This is a genomic window from Streptomyces sp. NPDC089919 (assembly GCF_040684615.1).
Taxonomy (GTDB): Bacteria; Actinomycetota; Actinomycetes; order Streptomycetales; family Streptomycetaceae; genus Streptomyces.
In genome coordinates this window covers 1-17,940 of sequence record NZ_JBFBGK010000104.1, presented here as the reverse complement: position 1 = coordinate 17,940, position 17,940 = coordinate 1, and the positions used below count along the sequence as shown (strand labels likewise).

The window sequence follows — 17,940 nt, the reverse complement described above, 5'->3', positions numbered from 1 at the left end:
GGCTGGGGGCGCTGTCGTGGTGGGCGGGGTCCGGCAGGACCCGGTGGACTGCCGGCAGCAGGTCGCATGAGGTACGGCCGCCACCGGTTTGATGGCTCGGTGGTCGGCATAGGTCGCCCAACGAGCTATGCTGCGCCGTGTGAACGATCAAGAGCGGATCCTCGGCGTGCTGCTCCGGCTCTATCCGGCCGGCCACCGGCGGGAGTTCGGGGACGAGATCGCCGGGGCCTTCCAGGAGGCCACCGGGGGCGCGCGGCCGGGCGAGCGGCTGCGGGAGGCGGCCGATGTGGCGGGGCACGCGCTGCGGCTGCGGTTCGGGCTGGGTTCGGCGGGGCCCGCCGGGCGGTGGCCGGCGGCGCTGGCGCCGTTCGCCGCCGTCGGGGCCGGGGCCAACGCCCTGTGCTGGGCCACGCTGGCGCTGCGCAGCCAGGACCCGGCCGGCGGGGGCGGGTACGGCCTGCTGGCGGTCGCCGTCGCCCTGCACTGCGCCGTGCTGCTCGGCGCCGCGGTCGCCCTGGCCGGGCGCTGGGCCGCGGGGGCCTGGACGGTCTTCGCCGGGGTGGTCGCGGGGGCCGGCACGGACCTGGTCCGGCAGGGCCAGGGCGGGGCCGGGTTCACGGCCTTCCTGTGGGCGCTGCCCCTGCTGGCGGCCGTCACGGCGGTGGCCTGCCCGCCGGACCTGCGCCCGCAGCCCCGGGTGCGCACGACCGCGGGCGTGGTCGCGGTCGCCGGATGGACCGCCGTACTGGCCGCCGCACTGACGGTGTGCCCGCTGCCGTACCCGCTGACCGCGCTGCGGTTCGCCGTACCGGTGGTCGCGGGGCTGCTGCTGGCGGGGAGCGGGGCGCTCGGCGGGGTGCGGACCGCGCCGGCCGTCCTCGGGACGGGGACGGCCTTCCTGGTCCTCGGCACCCTGAACCACGGCCTGGCCGTGCCGGCCCTGCCGCCGCTGCTCGGCCTGCTCGCGGCCGGGGCCGTCGCGGTGGCCGTGCGGCGCCGGCGGGGCGGACCGGGCCCGGTGGCGGGCGGGTAGCGGGCGGCTCCGCCCGGACCGTCCCGCACCGGCCGGATCCCCACCGCCCTCCCCCAACGGCCGGATCCGCACCTGGAGTTCACCTCCGGTGGGCATGGTCGTGCCATGGCCTTCAGTAGACGAGAACTGCTGGCGAGCGGGGCGGCTGCGGCCGCCACTCCCCTGAGCACGGGCGCCGCGGGCGCCGGGGCGTCGACGACGGAACCGGCCGCCGTGCTGCGCGGCACGATCGCGGCCGGGGCGCCCGACTTCGTGTACCTGCCGGTGGACGTGCCGCCGGGCACCGGCGAGCTCCGGGTCTCCTACACCTACGACCGGCCGGCCGTCCCGCCCGGGACCCCCGGCAACGCCCTCGACATCGGCCTCTTCGACCAGCGCGGCACCGCCCTCGGCGGGCGGGGCTTCCGCGGCTGGTCGGGCGGGGCCCGCAGCGAGTTCTTCGTCCGGGCGGACGCCGCCACCCCCGGCTACCTGCCCGGGCCGCTGGACCCGGGCCGCTGGTGGATCGCGCTCGGCCCGTACACGGTGGCGCCGCAGGGCCTGGCGTACGAGGTCACGGTCACGCTGCTGCCGGCCACCGGGGACCCGGCCCCGGTGGCCGTCGCCGCCGCCCCGCCCGCGCGGGCCCGCGGGCGGGGCCGGGCCTGGTACCGCGGCGACTGCCACCTGCACTCCGCGCACTCCGACGGCCGCCTCACCCCGGCCGAGATCGCCGCGCGGGCCCGGGCCGCGGGCCTGGACTTCGTGAACGCCTCGGACCACAACACCCACTCCCCGCACGCCGAGTGGGCCGCCGCGGCCGGGCCCGACCTGCTGGTCCTGACCGGCGAGGAGATCACCACCAGGACCGGGCACGTACTGGCCGTCGGCACCGACCCCGGCACGTTCGTGGACTGGCGCTACCGCTCCCGGGACAACCGGTTCGGGCGCTTCGCGCACCAGATCCGCCGGGCCGGGGGCCTGGTCGTACCGGCCCACCCGCACGCCACCTGCATCGGCTGCGCCTGGAAGTTCGGGTTCGGCGAGGCGGACGCGGTGGAGGTGTGGAACGGCCCCTGGACCCCGGACGACGAGGTCTCGCTGGCCTCCTGGGACGCCACCCTGCGCGGCGGCGCGGCGGCCGACGGCCGGGAGGGCGGCCGGTGGCTGCCCGCGCTGGCCCACAGCGACTTCCACCGGGACCCGGACCGGGTCGGCTCCCCGCAGACGGTGGTGCTGGCCGAGGACCTGTCCCGGCCGGCGGTCCTGGCGGCCCTGCGCGCGGGCCGGGCGTACGGGGCCGAGTCCTCGGCCGTCACAGTGGCCTTCGACGTGGTGGGGGCGCGCGGCGGCCGGGCCGGCATCGGCGAGCGGCTGTCGGCCGGGCCGGCGGAGGAGGTGCTGGTGCGGCTGTCCGTCACCGGCGCCGGACCGCTGGAGCTGCGCCTGGTGACGGACCAGGGCGTGGCGGTCACTGCGCCCTCGGCCACCTCGCTGGAGTGGCGGACCAGTGCGGACCGCTCGGCGTACGTCCGGGCCGAGGCCCGCCGTCCGGCCCAACTGCCGCCCCTGCCGGGACCCTTGGTGGCCTTCACCAATCCGGTCTGGATCACGTCCCGTTGAGCTCACGGGCGGGTGGCGCCGCGCGACGCCACCCGCCCGCGCGGTCCGTCAGGAGTACAGCTCCTCGATCACCTCGGCGTACGTCGCCCGCACCACCCGGCGGCGCAGCTTGAGCGAGGGGGTCAACTCACCGGTCTCCGGCCCCCATTCCTCGCTGAGCAGCCGGTAGCGCTTGATCTGCTCGGTGCGGTTGAGGCGGGCGTTGGCGGCCTGCACGGCCCGCTCGACCTCCGCGCGGACGGCCGGGTGTGCGGCCAGCTCGGCCGGGGTGGCGGCCTCGATGCCCTGGGCGGCGGCCCAGGCGGGGGCGAGTTCGGGGTCCAGGACGAGCAGCGCGACGAGGTAGGAGCGGCCGTCGCCGTGCGCGAAGGCCTGGCCGATCAGAGGGTGTTCCTTGAGGGTGTTCTCCACCAGCGCCGGCGAGACGTTCTTGCCGTTGGAGGTGATGATCAGCTCCTTCTTGCGGTCGGTGAGCCACAGGAAGCCGTCGTCGTCGAGCCGGCCGATGTCGCCGGTCGGGAACCACCCCTCGGCGTCGGTGGCCGGGGCCAGCGTCCCGTCCGGTTGCAGGTAGCCGGCGAAGACGGTCTCGCCGCGGGTGAACACCTCGCCGTCCGCCGCGATCCTGACCTCCACGCCCTCGATGGGGCGGCCGACCGAGCCGAGCCGGTAGTCGTCGACCTCGTTGACCGTGCACACGCCCGAGGTCTCGGTCAGCCCCCAGGCGTCCATGATCGTGATGCCGAAACCGGCCCAGAAGCGGACCACGTCCAGCGGCATGGGCGCGGTCGCGCTCGAGGTCCACACCAGCCGGTCCATGCCCGCCAGGCCCAGCAGCGGCAGCAGGACCTCCTCCCGGGCCCGGGCGTACGAGGCGGCCAGCTCGGCCGGTACCTCCGCACCGCGCTGGAGGTGGTCGGCGTGGGCCCGGCCCAGGTCGGTGGCGGCCGCCACGGCCTGCTGCTGCTCCGCCGGGAGCTTGGCGAGGGCGGCGCGTACGGAGGCGGCCAGCTTCTCCCAGACCCGGGGCACGCCGAAGAACTGCACGGGGTGCAGCTCGCGGACGGCAGCCGCCACCGCGGCCGGGTCGGCGCAGAACCGGACGTGAGCGGCGCGCAGCAGCGGCAGGTAGATGCCGAGGATCCGCTCGGCGATGTGCGCGAAGGGCAGGTAGCAGATGTGTTCGGCGTGCTCGGGCAGTTCGGTCATCCGGTCCAGCCGGACGGACTGGAGGGCGATGTTGCGGTGGGTGAGGCGGACGCCCTTGGGGTCGCCGGTGGTGCCGGAGGTGTAGACGACGGTCAGCGGGTCCTCGGGGCGGATCTCGGTCCAGGCCTTCTCGAACTCCGGCCCGCGATGCAGTCGTTCACCGCTCGCGTACGCCTCGGCGTAGGCGGTGTGGCCGCCGGCGTCCGCGTCCGTCACGACCACCAGGCGTTCCAGGGGCGCGGTCGCATCGGCCAACAGCGGTTCCCAGCGCGCTAGTTCGCGGGCTCCTTCGAGGACGGCGAGCCGGGCCCCGCTGTGCCGGGCGATGTGGGCGATCTGCTCGGGCGCCGAGGTGCCGTACACGGTGACCGGGACCGCGCCGAGGTGGACCAGGGCGAGGTCGGTGAGCCAGTGCTCGGGCCGGTTTCCCATCATGATCAGGACGTGCTCCCCGCGGCGCACCCCGAGGGCGGCGTACCCGGCGGCGAGCACCGCGACCCGGCGGCGGGTCTCGGCCCAGTCGAGGGTGGCCCAGCCGTCGCCCTCCCGCCAGGATAGGGCGGGCAGGTCGCCGCACTGTTCGGCGTTGCGGGCGAGCAAGGCGGGCAGGGTCAGCGCGTGCGGGTCTGCGGGCAGCCGTAGTTTCGTCGTCATGGCAGCTCCTGGCCGTTTCACATCGTTGGTGCGACAGCAATACTGTTGAACCCAAGCTGTGGAGCAGAGAGCGAGGCGGAGACGATGGACACCCCGGCGGACACCCGGGCGGCCGAGCCCATGCTCACCGTCGACGAGCTCGCCTCCCGGGCGGGCGTCACCGTCCGCACCGTACGTTTCTACAGCACGCGGGGGCTTTTGCCCCCTCCCGTGATCGGACCCCGTCGGGTGGGCCACTACGGGCCCGAGCACCTGTCGCGACTGGCGCTGATCGAGGAGCTGCAGCACCAGGGCATGACGCTGTCCGCGATCGAGCGGTACCTGGAGGCCCTGCCGGACGACCTGAGCCCGCACGACCTGGCGATCCACCGCGCCCTGGTGTCGAGCTGGGCGCCGGACTCTGCGGAGCAGGTGGACCGGGCGGAGCTGGAGAAGCGGGCCGGCCGGACCCTGGCGGAGGAGGACGTCCGCCGGCTGGCGGCCATGAACGTCCTGGCCCCGGCCGGCGACGGCTACCGGGTGGACCTGGGGCTGCTGCGGCTGGGCGTGGCCCTGCTGGACGTACCGATCACCCACGGCACCATCCTCGCGGCCCGGGAGGTGCTGCTGGAGCACACCCGCTCGGCCGCCCACGAGCTGACCCGGCTCTTCCGCGACGAGGTCTGGGGCCCCTTCACCGAGGGCGAGGACGACCCGGAGCGGGTGGAGACCATGAAGTACCTCTCCGCCCACATGCAGCCCATGGTCGTCCAGGCCCTGGTCACCGCCTTCCAGCGCTCCCTGCGCGAAGAACTCCGCGCCGCCTTCACCCCACCGGCCCCGACGACGGAGTGAGGGCCGGGCACCCGCCCCGGTACGCGACCGGGGCGGGGCCGGGTTCAGCGGCTGTCGACCACGCGGAAGCGGATGCCGGCTGTGGTGAGGCGGCTGGTCAGGGCGTCACCCATGGCCACTGCCGTGGTCAACTGGCCGGCATGGGCGGAGAGTTCGTCGTACGCCAGGCAGAGGGCCGACTCGGCGAGCATCTTGGCGGTCTCGCCGTAGCCGGGGTCGCCGCCGGAGACCTCGGTCAGGACCCGGCGGCCGCCGCCCTCACCCACGAAGCGGACGGTGAACCAGCTGCGCGAGCGCACCCGCTCGTCCGGACCCCGGCCGGGCTCGTAACGGTCCATCAGCCAACGCCGGGCCGCGGGGACTTGGGCCACCGCGGTCGTCGCGCCCAGCACCGCCGTCCCGGCCACCGCGACCGGCAGCCACTTCACCGACGCGTAGTGGCGGTAGCGGAAGTCGGGGCCGTAGCGCTCCAGCGCGGCGGCCGAGCGGGCCACGACCTTCGGGTCCAGGGTGGGCAGCGGCAGCGCCCAGGTGCCGGTCTCCCGGCTGAAGCGCGGCGCGCCCAGCGGTGACCTGGCCCGGCGGCGCAGCTGCCGGGGCTCGTGCAGCCGCCGCTCCCGGGCGGCCTTCAGGGTCTGGGGTCCGCGGCCCAGCGCGGTCAGCGCGGAGGCCAGGGTCCCGCCGGAGAAGACCGCGTTGGACCGGACGAAGCCGTCCACCCGCAGCGGCACCCCTTCCGGGAGCTGCCGCACGGTGAAGTACGCGCCCAGGTCGTGCGGTACCGAGTCGAAGCCGCAGGCGTGCACGATCCGGGCGCCGGTCTCCCGGGCCCGGGCGTCGTGCTCGACGTACATCCGGTCCACGAACTCCGGCTCGCCGGTCAGGTCGCAGTAGTCCGTACCGGCCTCGGCGCAGGCCGCGACCAGCCCCGCGCCGTACCAGACGTAGGGGCCGACGGTGCTGGCCACGACCATGGCGGACTCCGCCAGCTCCCGCAGCGCCCGCGGGTCCCCGGCGTCCACCTCCAGCAGCGGCAGCTTCGCGCAGGCCGGGTCCAGCTCGGCCAGCCGCTCGCGCAGCGCGGCCAGCTTGGCCGTGCTGCGGCCGGCCAGCGCCCAGCGGCAGTCCGCCGGGGCGTGCGCGGCCAGGTACTCGGCGGTCAGCGCCCCCACGAATCCGGTGGCCCCGAAAAGCACGAGGTCGTACGGCCGCTCGGGCCCGTCCTGTCTGTTCATCACCGCTCCTCCCGGCTGATCACGGTGGCCGAGGCTAGCGTTTGCGTCAACCGGCCGTGCGATCAGGGAGGTCCGCCGATGCGGAACGCGGTGCGCAAGTGGGAGCAAGTGCGGGCATTCGCCCTCGCCCTGCCCGAGGCGGTCGAGGAGTTCCCCTGGGGTCCCGAGGACTGCGTGGTCAAGGTCAACAAGAAGATCTTCCTCTTCCTCGGCAACACCGACGGCCCCCGGCCGCCCGGGATCTCCGTCAAGCTCAAGGACGAGGACCTGCACGGGCACGCGATGACCGCACCGGGGGCCGAGCCGACCGGCTACGGCCTGGGCAGGGCCGGCTGGGTGTCGCTCCCGCTGGGCGAGGGCTCGCCGGCGCCGCAGGTGCTGTGCGAATGGGTGGAGGAGAGCTACCGGACGGTGGCCCTCAAGCGGCACCTCAAGGAACTGGACGCCCGGACCGGGGACTGAGGGTCCCCCGCACGGTCACACGGCCACGACCACCCGCCTGCGCCCGCGTCCGCCCCATCCGCCCCGCCCGGTGGAATTCGACTAAGCGCTTGCTCGTTCAGGGGTTGTGCTGCGTGCGAGGCCTTCCTAGCATCGCTGGTGTTACATCAGTTGTGTCACACACTGGGTACCTGGGGGCTCGATGGCAGTGACAGGGAACGGACCGCTCGCGGGCGTGCGCGTGCTGGAGCTGGCGGGCATCGGCCCGGGCCCGTTCGCCGCGATGCTCCTGGCCGACCTGGGCGCGGACGTGGTCCGGGTGGACCGTCCCGGCGGCGCGGGGCTCGCCATCGACCCGGCGTACGACGTCACCAACCGCAACAAGCGCTCGGTGATCGTCGACCTGAAGGCCCCGGACGGCCCCGGCCGGGTCCTGGACCTGGCCGAGCGGGCGGACGTGCTGATCGAGGGCTACCGGCCCGGGGTCGCCGAGCGCCTGGGCGTCGGCCCGGCGGCCTGCCGGGAGCGCAACCCCGCCCTGGTCTACGGCCGGATGACGGGCTGGGGCCAGCAGGGCCCGCTCGCCCCGCGCGCCGGCCACGACATCGCGTACATCGCGGTCACCGGCGCCCTCGGCATGATCGGCGATCCGGACGGGCCGCCCGCCGTCCCCGCCAACCTGGTCGGCGACTACGCCGGCGGCTCCCTCTACCTGGTCGTCGGCGTGCTGGCCGCGCTGCACCACGCCCGGGCCACCGGCACCGGCCAGGTGGTGGACGCGGCCATCGTGGACGGCACGGCCCACCTCACCGCCATGATCCACGGGATGGTCGCGGCCGGCGGCTGGCAGGACCGGCGCGGCGCCAACCTGCTGGACGGCGGCTGCCCGTTCTACGGCACGTACGAGACCGCCGACGGCGGGTACATGGCGGTCGGCGCGCTGGAGCAGCAGTTCTACGACGAGTTCACCGAGCTGCTGGGCATCAAGGACCAGGCGCCCGCCCGCAAGGACCTGGCCCGCTGGGGCGAGCTGCGCGAGGCGGTCGCCGCCCGCTTCAAGAGCCGCACGCGGCAGGAGTGGACCGAGGTCTTCCAGGACACCGACGCCTGTGTCGCGCCGGTCCTCTCGCTGCGCGAGGCCCCGCACCACCCGCACCTGGCGGCCCGCGGCACCTTCACCGACTTCGGCGGCATCACCCAGCCGGCGCCCGCACCCCGCTTCTCCGCGACCCCCGGGGCCGTGCGCAGCGGCCCCGCCCGGCCGGGGGCGCACACCGCCGAGGTGGCCGCCGACTGGGACGTGCCCGCCCTGGCCGCGGACCCGTCCCCCGCCCCTGCGCCCGCGCCCGCCCCGACCGAGGACGCCTGATGGAACTCTCGATGCTGCTCGACTACGCCGGCGACCCGCGCCGGGCCGCCGACGACGCGGCCGCGCTGGAGCGGGCCGGCCTGGACGCCGTCTGGGTCGCCGAGGCCTGGGGCTTCGACGCCCCGACGATCATGGGGTACCTGGCGGCCCGGACCGAGCGGATGAAGATCGGCTCGGCCATCGTCAACGTCTACTCCCGCACCCCGGCCCTGATCGCCCAGACCGCCGCCGGGCTGGACGCGCTCTCCGGCGGCCGGGCGATGCTGGGGCTGGGCGCCTCCGGCCCCCAGGTGATCGAGGGCTGGCACGGCCGCCCGTACGACAAGCCGCTCGGCCGGACCCGGGAGACCGTGGAGCTGTGCCGCCGGATCTGGCGCCGGGAGACCATCGAGCACCACGGCATCACCGACATGCCCCTGCCGCCCGAGAAGGGCGGCCGGCACGGCAAACCGCTGAAGATCCTCACCCGCCCGGTGCGCCCGGACATCCCCGTCTACGTCGCCTCGCTCGGCCCGGCCAACGCCAGGCTGACCGCGGAGATCGCCGACGGCTGGCTGCCCACCCTCTTCCTGCCGGAGAAGGCCGCCAAGGTCTGGGGCGCACCACTCGCCGAGGGCGCCGCCCGCCGCGACCCCGCGCTCGGCCCGCTCCAGACCGTGGCCGGGGGCCTGCTGGCCATCGGCGAGGACGCGGCCGCCGCCCGGGACCTGGCCCGCCCGCAGATCGCACTGTACGTGGGCGGCATGGGCGCGCCCGGCAAGAACTTCTACAACGACCTGGCCGTGGCCTACGGGTACGGCGACGCGGCCCGCACGATCCAGGAGCTGTACCTGGCCGGCCGCAAGCGGGACGCGGCGGCCGCGGTGCCGGACGAGTTCTGCGAACTGATGACCCTGTGCGGCCCGGCCTCCTACGTGCGCGAGCGCATCGAGGCCTTCCGCGAGGCCGGCGTCACCATGCTCAACGTCACTCCGGTGGGGCCCGATCCGGCCCGCCTGGTCGAGACCGTCAAGAACTGGCTCTAGGGGGACCGATGAAGCGGCAGATCTACACCGAGGACCACGAGGCCTTCCGGGAGACCGTCCGGGCCTTCCTCGCCAAGGAGGTGCTGCCCCACTACGACCAGTGGGAGAAGGACGGCATCGTCTCCCGAGAGGCCTGGCTGGCGGCCGGCCGGCAGGGGCTGCTGGGCCTGGCGGTACCGGAGGAGTACGGGGGCGGCGGCAACCCGGACTTCCGCTACCCGGCCGTGCTGGCCGAGGAGTTCACCCGCGCGGGCGCCCCGGGCCTCGCGATCGGCCTGCACAACGACATCATCGGCCCGTACCTGACCTCGCTGGCCACCGAGGAGCAGAAGCGGCGCTGGCTGCCCGGCTTCTGCTCGGGCGAGCTGATCACGGCCATCGCGATGACCGAGCCGGGCGCCGGCTCCGACCTCCAGGGCATCCGCACCACCGCCGAGGACAAGGGCGACCACTGGCTGCTCAACGGCTCGAAGACCTTCATCTCCAACGGCATCCTCGCCGACCTGGTCATCGTGGTCGCCAGGACCACGCCCGAGGGCGGCGCGCACGGCCTGTCGCTGCTGGTGGTGGAGCGCGGCGCGGCGGGCTTCGAGCGCGGCCGCAACCTCGACAAGATCGGCCAGAAGTCGCAGGACACCGCCGAGTTGTTCTTCGACGACGTGCGCGTCCCCAAGGAGAACCTGCTCGGCGAGGAGAACGGCGCCTTCGTCCACCTGATGACCAACCTGGCGCAGGAGCGGATGGGCATCGCGGTGGCCGCCATCGCCGCCGCCGAGCACCTGCTCGAGATCACCACCGCGTACGTCAAGGAGCGCGAGGCCTTCGGCCGCCCGCTCTCCAAGCTCCAGCACATCCGCTTCGAGATCGCCGAGATGGCCACCGAGTGCACGGTCACCCGGACCTTCCTGGACCGCTGCATCGTGGACCACTCGAACGGCGAACTCGACATGGTGCACGCCTCGATGGCCAAGTGGTGGGCCACCGAACTGCAGAAGAAGGTGGCCGACCGCTGCCTCCAACTGCACGGCGGCTACGGCTACATGACCGAGTACCGGGTGGCCCGCGCCTTCACCGACGGCCGCATCCAGACCATCTACGGCGGGACGACCGAGATCATGAAGGAGATCATCGGCCGCTCCCTGCTCGCCTAGACACCGCGCGGACCCCCGCGGGAGCCGGTGCGCAGCCGCTCCCGCACCCCGCACGACCCCGCTCGTCCCTCAGGAAAGGCTTGACCAGTGAGCAGCGAAGCTTACGTGTACGACGCGATCCGCACCCCGCGCGGGCGCGGGAAGGCCAACGGCGCCCTGCACGGCACCAAGCCCATCGACCTGGTCGTGGGCCTGATCCACGCCCTGCGCGAGCGCAACCCCGGCCTGGACCCGGGCACCATCGACGACATCGTGCTCGGCGTGGTCGGCCCGGTCGGCGACCAGGGCTCGGACATCGCTCGGATCGCGGCCATCGCCGCCGGCCTGCCGGACACCGTCGCCGGCGTCCAGGAGAACCGCTTCTGCGCCTCCGGCCTGGAGGCCGTCAACCTGGCCGCGGCCAAGGTCCGTTCGGGCTGGGAGGACCTGGTCCTGGCCGGCGGCGTGGAGTCGATGTCCCGGGTCCCGATGGCCTCGGACGGCGGCGCCTGGTTCGCCGACCCGATGACCAACTGGGACGTCAACTTCGTCCCGCAGGGCATCGGCGCCGACCTGATCGCCACCATCGAGGGCTTCAGCCGCCGCGACGTGGACGAGTACGCCGCGCTGTCCCAGGAGCGGGCCGCCGCGGCCGTCAAGGAGGGCCGGTTCGCCAAGTCGGTCGTCCCGGTGCTGGACCGCAACGGCCTGACCGTCCTCGACCACGACGAGTTCATCCGCCCGGGCACCACCGCCGACTCGCTGGCCCGGCTCAAGCCCTCCTTCGCCGACATCGGCGAGCTCGGCGGCTTTGACGCGGTCGCCCTGCAGAAGTACCACTGGGTCGAGAAGATCGACCACGTCCACCACGCCGGCAACTCCTCCGGCATCGTCGACGGCGCCTCGCTGGTGGCCATCGGCTCCAAGGAGGCCGGTGAGCGCAACGGCCTCACCCCGCGCGCCCGGATCATCTCGGCCGCGGTCTCCGGCTCCGAGCCGACCATCATGCTCACCGGTCCGGCCCCGGCCACCCGCAAGGCCCTCGCCAAGGCCGGGCTGACCATCGACGACATCGACCTCGTCGAGATCAACGAGGCCTTCGCGGGCGTCGTGCTGCGCTTCGTCAAGGACATGGGCATCGGCCTGGACAAGGTCAACGTCAACGGCGGCGCCATCGCCCTGGGCCACCCGCTGGGCGCCACCGGCGCGATGATCCTCGGCACCCTGGTCGACGAGCTCGAGCGTCAGGACAAGCGCTACGGCCTGGCCACCCTCTGCGTCGGCGGCGGCATGGGCATCGCCACCGTCGTCGAACGCCTCTGACCCGTCCTGTATCCCACCCACGGCACGCCACCCACACGGAAGTTGAGAACATGAGCGAGTCCACCACGATCCGCTGGGAACAGGACGAGACCGGCGTCGTCACCCTCGTCATGGACGACCCCAACCAGTCCGCCAACACCATGAACCAGGCCTTCAAGGACTCCATCGCGGCCATCGCCGACCGCGCCGAGGCCGAGAAGGACTCCATCCGCGGCATCGTCTTCACCTCCGCCAAGAAGACCTTCTTCGCGGGCGGCGACCTCAAGGACATGGTCCGCCTCGGCCCCGAGCACGCCCAGCTCGCCTTCGACACCGGCACCGCCATCAAGCGCTCGCTGCGCCGCATCGAGACCTTGGGCGTCCCGGTGGTCGCGGCCGTCAACGGCGCGGCCCTCGGCGGCGGTTACGAGATCGCCCTGGCCTGCCACCACCGGATCGCGCTGGACGCCCCGGGTTCCAAGATCGGCCTGCCCGAGGTCACCCTCGGCCTGCTCCCGGCCGGCGGCGGCGTCACCCGCACCGTCCGCCTCATGGGCATCGCCGACGCCCTCCTGAAGGTCCTGCTCCAGGGCACCCAGTACAGCCCGCAGCGCGCCCTCGACAACGGCCTGGTGCACGAACTGGCCGCCACCCCCGAGGAGATGACGGCCAAGGCGCGCGCCTTCATCGACGCCAACCCGGAGTCCAAGCAGCCCTGGGACGTCCCGGGCTACAAGATCCCCGGCGGCACCCCCTCGAACCCGAAGTTCGCCGCCAACCTGCCGGCCTTCCCGGCCAACCTGAAGAAGCAGCTGGCCGGCGCCCCCTACCCGGCCCCGCGCAACATCCTCGCCTGCGCCGTCGAGGGCACCCAGGTCGACTTCGAGACCGCGCTGACCATCGAGGCCCGCTACTTCACCGAGCTGGTCACCGGCCAGACCGCGAAGAACATGATCCAGGCCTTCTTCTTCGACCTCCAGGCCGTCAACTCCGGCCAGAGCCGCCCCAAGGGCATCGAGCCCCACAAGGTCACCAAGGTCGCGGTGCTCGGCGCCGGCATGATGGGCGCGGGCATCGCCTACTCCTGCGCCCGGGCCGGCATCGAGGTCGTCCTCAAGGACGTCACCGCCGAGGCCGCCGCCAAGGGCAAGGCCTACTCGGAGAAGCTGCTGGACAAGGCCCTGTCCCGCGGCCGGACCACCGAGGCCCAGCGCGCCGAGCTGCTGGCCCGGATCACCCCGACCGGCGATGCGGCCGACCTGGCCGGCTGCGACGCGGTGATCGAGGCGGTCTTCGAGGACACCTCGCTCAAGCACAAGGTCTTCCAGGAGATCCAGGACGTGGTCGCGCCCGACGCGCTGCTGTGCTCCAACACCTCCACGCTGCCCATCACCACGCTGGCCGAGGGCGTCTCCCGGCCGGTGGACTTCATCGGCCTGCACTTCTTCTCGCCGGTCGACAAGATGCCGCTGGTGGAGATCATCAAGGGCGAGCGCACCGGCGACGAGGCGCTGGCCCGCGCCTTCGACCTGGTCCGGCAGATCAACAAGACGCCGATCGTGGTCAACGACTCCCGCGGCTTCTTCACCTCCCGGGTCATCGGCCAGTTCATCAACGAGGGCGTGGCGATGGTCGGCGAGGGCGTCGAGCCCGCCTCCGTCGAGCAGGCCGCCGCGCAGGCCGGCTACCCGGCCAAGGTCCTCTCGCTGATGGACGAGCTGACCCTCACCCTGCCGCGCAAGATCCGCAACGAGACCCGCAAGGCCTTCGAGGCCGAGGGCCGGGAGTGGGCCGCGCACCCGGGCGACGCGGTGATCGACCGGATGGTCGACGAGTTCGAGCGCCCGGGCCGCAGCGGCGGCGCCGGCTTCTACGAGTACGCGGACGGCAAGCGCACCCGCCTGTGGCCGGGACTGCGCGAGCACTTCACCAAGCCCGGGTACGAGATCCCGTTCGAGGACATGAAGGAGCGGATGCTCTTCGCCGAGGCGCTGGACACCGTCCGCTGCTTCGAGGAGGGCGTCCTCACCTCGGTCGCCGACGCCAACATCGGCTCCATCATGGGCATCGGCTTCCCCGCCTGGACCGGCGGCGTGATCCAGTACATCAACGGTTACGAGGGCGGTCTGCCCGGCTTCGTGGCCCGCGCCCGGGAACTGGCCGCCACCTACGGCGAGCGCTTCAACCCGCCGGCCCTGCTGATCGCCAAGGCCGAGGCGGGCGAGCGGTTCACCGACTGACCGCCGCCCCCGTCACAGCGCCCCGTCCCGGACCGTCCGGGGCGGGGCGCTTCCGTCGCAGCGGTGCGCGCGCCCTACCCGCCGGTGGCCTCCTTGAGGGCGGTGCGGCAGAGGTGGTCGGCCCGGCGGGTGGTCTCCGGGAGCCGGTAGCGGGGGGTCAGGGCGAGGGTGTGGGCACAGGCCGTGTCCAGGGAGACGCGGTGTCCGACGGAGACGAAGACCGGTTTGACGCCGGCCCGGGTGCGCAGGGCCCGGCCGACCTCGGTGCCGTCCGCCGCGCACAGCGGCTCGCTCTCGCCGCGGCCCGGCGCCGGGTCGCGGTGGGTGAAGGTGAAGGGGTTCTTCGCCACCCCGATCGTCGGCAGCCCGGTCACCACCCCGAGGTGGCAGGCCAGTCCGAAGCGGCGCGGGTGCGCGAGGCCGTAGCCGTCGCAGACCACCAGGTCCGGTACGGCGTTCAGGGCTTCCAACGCGGCCAGTACGGTGGGCAGTTCCCGGAAGGCCAGCAGCCCCGGGACGTACGGGAAGCTGACGCGTCCGACCGCGGTGGCCTCCTCGACCACCTCGAGGGTGGCCGCGTCCAGCACCACCGCTGCGGCCGCGACCAGGTCGCGCCCGTCGTCGTAGGCGACGTCCACCCCCGCGACCAGTCCCCGTCCGGGGGCCGGCCCCGGTTCGTCCAGCACCACGAGGGTGCGCAGTTCGTCCTGTACCGCCCGGGCTTCGGCCTCGTCGGCCGGGTTCTTCACGCTCGTCATGATGGGCTGAGAGTAGCCTTCGATCATGTTCATACTGGAAGTGACCTACACCGTCCCGCTCGACACCGTGGACGACCTGCTGGAGGCCCATGTCGCCTGGGTCGAGGCCCAGATGGCGGCCGGCGTCTTCCTCGCCGCCGGACGCAAGGTCCCCCGGGACGGCGGGGTGATCCTGGCGGCCGGGCCCTCCCGCGCCGAGGTCGAGAAGCTGGTGACCGAGGACCCCTTCGTCGTGGCGGACGTCTGCACGTACCGGATCACCGAGTTCGTCGCCACCCGGACCGCCCCCGCGCTGGCCGCGGTCCGCGAGGAACTTCCGTCCTGATACGCGGCGTCACGGCCCTCAGGGCCCGGCCCGGCGCCGCGCCAGCAGCGGCGCCAGGGCCAGCGCCGCGAGCAGCAGGGTGCCCGCGGACTCGATGACGAGCGTGGCCGGGACCAGCTCGCCCCGCACCGTCTCGTGGAAACCGAACAGCCCGGTGCTCAGGCTGATCAGCAGCGCGCCGAGGGTCCCGGCGGTGAAGAGCGCACCGACTCCGGCCACCGCCGGCAGCAACCGCGCGGGGGCGGCCAGCAGGGCGAGCGCCAGTACCGTGCCGCCGACGGCGTTCAGCAGGAACAGCACGCCGATCACCGCCAGGTCCTGGAACCCGCCGGCCCACAGGTGCAGGTGGATCGCCGCCATCGCCGCGGTGAGCCCGGCGGCGGTCAGGCGCAGCAGGACGGCCACGACGCGCCGGCCGGCGGCGGTCGGTGCGGGGCGCACGGCCCGGGTCCCGGCCATGACGGCCTCAGTACCCGCCGCCGGAGGGCGCCGAGGGCGTCCCGGCCGGGCCCGAAGCGGCCCCGGCCGCGACCGTGATCTTCGTCTTCATGCCGAGGTCCGCGTGCCCGTCGACCGGGCAGTACACCTCGTACTCACCGGCCTTGAGCGTGACCCGCAGGGTCTGGCCCTCCCCCGGGGCCAGCGTCCTGGTGCGGCTCTCGCCGCCCGGCCCCTCGAACTCGAGCGCGTGCTCGTGGTGTCCGGTGTTCCTGACGACGAAGTCGTAGTCGCCGGGGGTGAAGGACTGCCGGGAGAAGGCGATGTGGAAGTCGCTGAGGTCGGCCGTCACCCGGGTCGCCGGCTTCGCCGGCGCGCTCTGCGCGGCGGCCGGCGGCACGGACACCGTCCCACCGCTCCCGCTCCCGCTCCCCTCTCCCCCGGACCCGCCGCAGGCCGCCAGCACCGCCCCCAGCGCCCCCGCCGACAGGACCAGCGCCGCCCGGCGCCGGACCGATGTGGTGGTCATGACTCGGCCCTCCGTGATCGTGTGTTCCGTTCTCTTCCGTTCCGTTCCGTGAGAGGGATACGTCCGAAGCGGCCCGACGGATGGCGGGCGGTCGGCCCGGGGACCGCGGCTCAGGACGGGGCCGGCCTCCGGCGGCGGGGCGCGGGTGCCCGCGTGCGGGCGGGTCCCGGCCTCCGACGGCAGGCGCGGGTGCCCGCGTGTGATGGCCCGGGGGCAGGATGGAGGGGTGATGTCCGGCGGGTCCCGGGGGCGCGGTGCCGGGCGGTGCGCTCCGGGGGCAATCCCCGCGGGCCCCTCGCCCGTATACCGGGACGTGCACAGGATGGGCCTCCCGCTGGGACAGGTACCGGACGAGGCGCTGCTGGCGGGGCTCGCGACCGGCGACCCCGAGATCGCGGTGGCCTTCGTCCGGCGCTTCCAGCGCACGGTCTTCGGCGTGGCGGTCGCCGTGGTCGGCGACGCGCAGCTGGCCGAGGACATCGCGCAGCAGACCTTCGAGCGGGCCTGGCGGCACGGCCAGGTCTACGACTCCCGGCGCGGTTCGGTGCGCACCTGGCTGACCGCCATCGCGCACAACCTCGCCATCGACGCGGTACGGGCCCGCCGGGCCCGGCCGGTCGCCCCCGAGGACCTGGACGCGCTGCTGGACGTGGTGCGCGAGACGCCCGAGGCCAGGGCCCTGGCGGACGACGCCTCGGCCCGGGTGCGGGCCGCGCTCGGGCTGCTGCCGCGGGAGCAGGCCCGGGCGCTGGTGATGGCGGGGATCTACGGGATGACCGCCCGGGAGGTCGCCGCCTTCGAGGGCGTGCCGCTGGGCACGGCGAAGACCCGGATCCGCACGGCCACCGGCCGGCTGCGGACCGCCCTGGAGGCCGAGGAGACGGAGCGATGAACGCGACGGGCTGCGAGCGGCTGCGGGAGCTGGGCGCCGAGCTGGCGCTGGGCGTCCTGCCGGCCCTCGAGCGTGCCGAGGCACTGGCCCACCTGGACGGCTGCCCGGCCTGCCGCGACCACGTCGAAGCCCTCACCCGCACCACCGACGCCCTCCTCACCCTCCTCCCCGGCACCGAACCCCCCCTCGGCTTCGAAACCCGCACCGTGTCCCGCCTCCTCCCCGGCGGGGCCCCGGCACCCGCGGCCCACCCCGCCGCACCGGAGACGGGGCCGGCCGGCGCCGGTGGGAAGGGGCTGGCGCGGGGCGGCACGGGGGCCGCGGTGGGTGGCGAGGGCTGGGCGGGCGGGGGTAGGGGGGCCTGGGCGGGCGCGGGTCCGGGGGCCCAGGTGGCTGGGGGTGCAGAGGGCCGGGCGGCGGTGCGGCCGCGGGAGGGCGGGTGGCTGCGGTGGCGGCCGCGGCTGGTTGCGGCGGCCGCGGCGCTGGCGTTGGTCTGCGGGTTCGGGGGCTGGGCGGTCGGGACGGCCGTGGAGCGGGCCGCCGCTCCCCCGGCGCAGACCCGGGCGGGCGCGCCGCTCCTGCAGGCCGCGCTGCGGGCCGGCGGCCACGAGGTCGGCCGGATCTTCGCGTACCCGGGCACGCCGGGCTGGGTGTACATGTCCCTGGACCTGGAGGGCGGGGCGGCGGGGGGCGGGGTCCGGTGCGTGCTGACGCGGGCGGACGGGTCGACGGTGGCGGTGGGCTCCTTCACGCTGCGGGGCGGGTACGGGTCCTGGGGTGCGCCGGCTCCCGTCGACCCGTCGACCCTGACCGGTGCCCAGGTCCTGGCGGCGGGATGGAGGCTGAGCCGGGGTACACGGTGGGGTGCGGGGTCGAGGTGCCGGTGGTTCGGTACGGGGAGGTGTGGGCGGTGGGGGCCGTGAT

Annotated in this window: 17 protein-coding genes; 12 read left to right on the top strand and 5 right to left on the bottom strand. The window is 74.4% G+C overall.

What is annotated here, in order from left to right:
* The first annotated feature begins 139 nt into the window (after positions 1-139).
* The gene (locus AB0O40_RS30720) at positions 140-1,033 is read left to right on the top strand and encodes a hypothetical protein (RefSeq protein WP_365048495.1); all 894 of its coding nucleotides are present in this window, start codon (positions 140-142) and stop codon (positions 1,031-1,033) included.
* A 105-nt stretch (positions 1,034-1,138) separates the two neighbouring features.
* Positions 1,139-2,635, top strand: a complete 1,497-nt coding sequence (locus AB0O40_RS30715) for a CehA/McbA family metallohydrolase (protein ID WP_365048493.1) — start codon at positions 1,139-1,141, stop codon at positions 2,633-2,635.
* A gap of 48 nt (positions 2,636-2,683) precedes the next feature.
* Here AB0O40_RS30715 and AB0O40_RS30710 read toward each other — a convergent pair whose 3' ends face one another.
* Entirely contained in the window at positions 2,684-4,498 is a 1,815-nt protein-coding gene (locus tag AB0O40_RS30710) for an AMP-dependent synthetase/ligase (protein WP_365048492.1), read from the bottom strand.
* Positions 4,499-4,582: 84 nt separating this feature from the next.
* On the opposite strand from AB0O40_RS30710, the gene AB0O40_RS30705 reads away from it, so the two are divergent.
* On the top strand, positions 4,583-5,332 hold the full coding sequence (locus tag AB0O40_RS30705) for a MerR family transcriptional regulator (RefSeq protein ID WP_365048490.1): 750 nt from the start codon (positions 4,583-4,585) through the stop codon (positions 5,330-5,332).
* 44 nt (positions 5,333-5,376) lie between these two features.
* On the opposite strand, the gene AB0O40_RS30700 is transcribed toward AB0O40_RS30705, so the two are convergent.
* Positions 5,377-6,567 carry a saccharopine dehydrogenase NADP-binding domain-containing protein gene (locus AB0O40_RS30700; protein ID WP_365048488.1) on the bottom strand — a complete coding sequence of 397 codons (1,191 nt, stop codon included), beginning with the start codon at positions 6,565-6,567 and terminating at the stop codon, positions 5,377-5,379.
* A 78-nt stretch (positions 6,568-6,645) separates the two neighbouring features.
* On the opposite strand from AB0O40_RS30700, the gene AB0O40_RS30695 reads away from it, so the two are divergent.
* The 6 genes from AB0O40_RS30695 to AB0O40_RS30670 all read left to right on the top strand — a co-directional run bounded on the left by AB0O40_RS30695 (position 6,646) and on the right by AB0O40_RS30670 (position 14,074).
* Positions 6,646-7,029, top strand: a complete 384-nt coding sequence (locus tag AB0O40_RS30695; protein WP_365048486.1) for an MmcQ/YjbR family DNA-binding protein — start codon at positions 6,646-6,648, stop codon at positions 7,027-7,029.
* Between the two features lie 181 nt (positions 7,030-7,210).
* Complete coding sequence (locus AB0O40_RS30690) at positions 7,211-8,377, top strand: CaiB/BaiF CoA-transferase family protein (RefSeq protein ID WP_365048484.1); 1,167 nt, start codon at positions 7,211-7,213, stop codon at positions 8,375-8,377.
* Positions 8,377-9,402: an LLM class F420-dependent oxidoreductase gene (locus AB0O40_RS30685; RefSeq protein WP_365048482.1), complete on the top strand. Its 1,026-nt coding sequence runs from the start codon at positions 8,377-8,379 to the stop codon at positions 9,400-9,402. The genes AB0O40_RS30690 and AB0O40_RS30685 overlap by 1 nt, the downstream gene beginning before the upstream one ends.
* An 8-nt stretch (positions 9,403-9,410) precedes the next feature.
* The gene (locus AB0O40_RS30680; protein WP_365048481.1) at positions 9,411-10,553 is read left to right on the top strand and encodes an acyl-CoA dehydrogenase family protein; all 1,143 of its coding nucleotides are present in this window, start codon (positions 9,411-9,413) and stop codon (positions 10,551-10,553) included.
* A gap of 87 nt (positions 10,554-10,640) precedes the next feature.
* The gene (locus AB0O40_RS30675; RefSeq protein WP_365048479.1) at positions 10,641-11,855 is read left to right on the top strand and encodes an acetyl-CoA C-acetyltransferase; all 1,215 of its coding nucleotides are present in this window, start codon (positions 10,641-10,643) and stop codon (positions 11,853-11,855) included.
* Positions 11,856-11,905: 50 nt separating this feature from the next.
* Positions 11,906-14,074 (top strand): 3-hydroxyacyl-CoA dehydrogenase NAD-binding domain-containing protein, encoded by a 2,169-nt coding sequence (locus AB0O40_RS30670; RefSeq protein ID WP_365048477.1) that lies wholly within the window; start codon positions 11,906-11,908, stop codon positions 14,072-14,074.
* Positions 14,075-14,148: 74 nt separating this feature from the next.
* On the opposite strand, the gene AB0O40_RS30665 is transcribed toward AB0O40_RS30670, so the two are convergent.
* Positions 14,149-14,832, bottom strand: a complete 684-nt coding sequence (locus AB0O40_RS30665; RefSeq protein ID WP_365048475.1) for an endonuclease V — start codon at positions 14,830-14,832, stop codon at positions 14,149-14,151.
* Positions 14,833-14,857: 25 nt separating this feature from the next.
* Here AB0O40_RS30665 and AB0O40_RS30660 point away from each other — a divergent pair, with 25 nt between their 5' ends.
* Positions 14,858-15,157 (top strand): YciI family protein, encoded by a 300-nt coding sequence (locus tag AB0O40_RS30660; protein ID WP_365048473.1) that lies wholly within the window; start codon positions 14,858-14,860, stop codon positions 15,155-15,157.
* A gap of 18 nt (positions 15,158-15,175) precedes the next feature.
* Here the strand turns inward: AB0O40_RS30660 and AB0O40_RS30655 are convergent, their stop codons facing one another.
* On the bottom strand, positions 15,176-15,616 hold the full coding sequence (locus AB0O40_RS30655) for a hypothetical protein (RefSeq protein ID WP_365048471.1): 441 nt from the start codon (positions 15,614-15,616) through the stop codon (positions 15,176-15,178).
* 7 nt (positions 15,617-15,623) lie between these two features.
* Positions 15,624-16,124 carry a plastocyanin/azurin family copper-binding protein gene (locus AB0O40_RS30650; RefSeq protein ID WP_365048469.1) on the bottom strand — a complete coding sequence of 167 codons (501 nt, stop codon included), beginning with the start codon at positions 16,122-16,124 and terminating at the stop codon, positions 15,624-15,626.
* 322 nt (positions 16,125-16,446) lie between these two features.
* Between AB0O40_RS30650 and AB0O40_RS30645 the strand changes: the two genes are divergently transcribed.
* Positions 16,447-17,016, top strand: a complete 570-nt coding sequence (locus tag AB0O40_RS30645; protein ID WP_365048467.1) for a sigma-70 family RNA polymerase sigma factor — start codon at positions 16,447-16,449, stop codon at positions 17,014-17,016.
* On the top strand, positions 17,013-17,939 hold the full coding sequence (locus AB0O40_RS30640; protein ID WP_365048465.1) for an anti-sigma factor: 927 nt from the start codon (positions 17,013-17,015) through the stop codon (positions 17,937-17,939). Before AB0O40_RS30645 ends, AB0O40_RS30640 begins: the two co-directional genes overlap by 4 nt.
* The last annotated feature ends 1 nt before the right edge of the window (position 17,940 follow it).

What these genes read in the sequence shown, in the direction of transcription:
- AB0O40_RS30715 (WP_365048493.1), top strand. Translation starts at nt 1,139, where the DNA reads ATGGCCTTCAGTAGACGAGAACTGCTGGCGAGCGGGGCGGCTGCGGCC.
- AB0O40_RS30710 (WP_365048492.1), bottom strand. Translation starts at nt 4,498, where the DNA reads ATGACGACGAAACTACGGCTGCCCGCAGACCCGCACGCGCTGACCCTG.
- AB0O40_RS30705 (WP_365048490.1), top strand. Translation starts at nt 4,583, where the DNA reads ATGGACACCCCGGCGGACACCCGGGCGGCCGAGCCCATGCTCACCGTC.
- AB0O40_RS30700 (WP_365048488.1), bottom strand. Translation starts at nt 6,567, where the DNA reads ATGAACAGACAGGACGGGCCCGAGCGGCCGTACGACCTCGTGCTTTTC.
- AB0O40_RS30695 (WP_365048486.1), top strand. Translation starts at nt 6,646, where the DNA reads ATGCGGAACGCGGTGCGCAAGTGGGAGCAAGTGCGGGCATTCGCCCTC.
- AB0O40_RS30690 (WP_365048484.1), top strand. Translation starts at nt 7,211, where the DNA reads ATGGCAGTGACAGGGAACGGACCGCTCGCGGGCGTGCGCGTGCTGGAG.
- AB0O40_RS30685 (WP_365048482.1), top strand. Translation starts at nt 8,377, where the DNA reads ATGGAACTCTCGATGCTGCTCGACTACGCCGGCGACCCGCGCCGGGCC.
- AB0O40_RS30680 (WP_365048481.1), top strand. Translation starts at nt 9,411, where the DNA reads ATGAAGCGGCAGATCTACACCGAGGACCACGAGGCCTTCCGGGAGACC.
- AB0O40_RS30670 (WP_365048477.1), top strand. Translation starts at nt 11,906, where the DNA reads ATGAGCGAGTCCACCACGATCCGCTGGGAACAGGACGAGACCGGCGTC.
- AB0O40_RS30665 (WP_365048475.1), bottom strand. Translation starts at nt 14,832, where the DNA reads ATGACGAGCGTGAAGAACCCGGCCGACGAGGCCGAAGCCCGGGCGGTA.
- AB0O40_RS30660 (WP_365048473.1), top strand. Translation starts at nt 14,858, where the DNA reads ATGTTCATACTGGAAGTGACCTACACCGTCCCGCTCGACACCGTGGAC.
- AB0O40_RS30655 (WP_365048471.1), bottom strand. Translation starts at nt 15,616, where the DNA reads ATGGCCGGGACCCGGGCCGTGCGCCCCGCACCGACCGCCGCCGGCCGG.
- AB0O40_RS30650 (WP_365048469.1), bottom strand. Translation starts at nt 16,124, where the DNA reads ATGACCACCACATCGGTCCGGCGCCGGGCGGCGCTGGTCCTGTCGGCG.
- AB0O40_RS30645 (WP_365048467.1), top strand. Translation starts at nt 16,447, where the DNA reads ATGGGCCTCCCGCTGGGACAGGTACCGGACGAGGCGCTGCTGGCGGGG.
- AB0O40_RS30640 (WP_365048465.1), top strand. Translation starts at nt 17,013, where the DNA reads ATGAACGCGACGGGCTGCGAGCGGCTGCGGGAGCTGGGCGCCGAGCTG.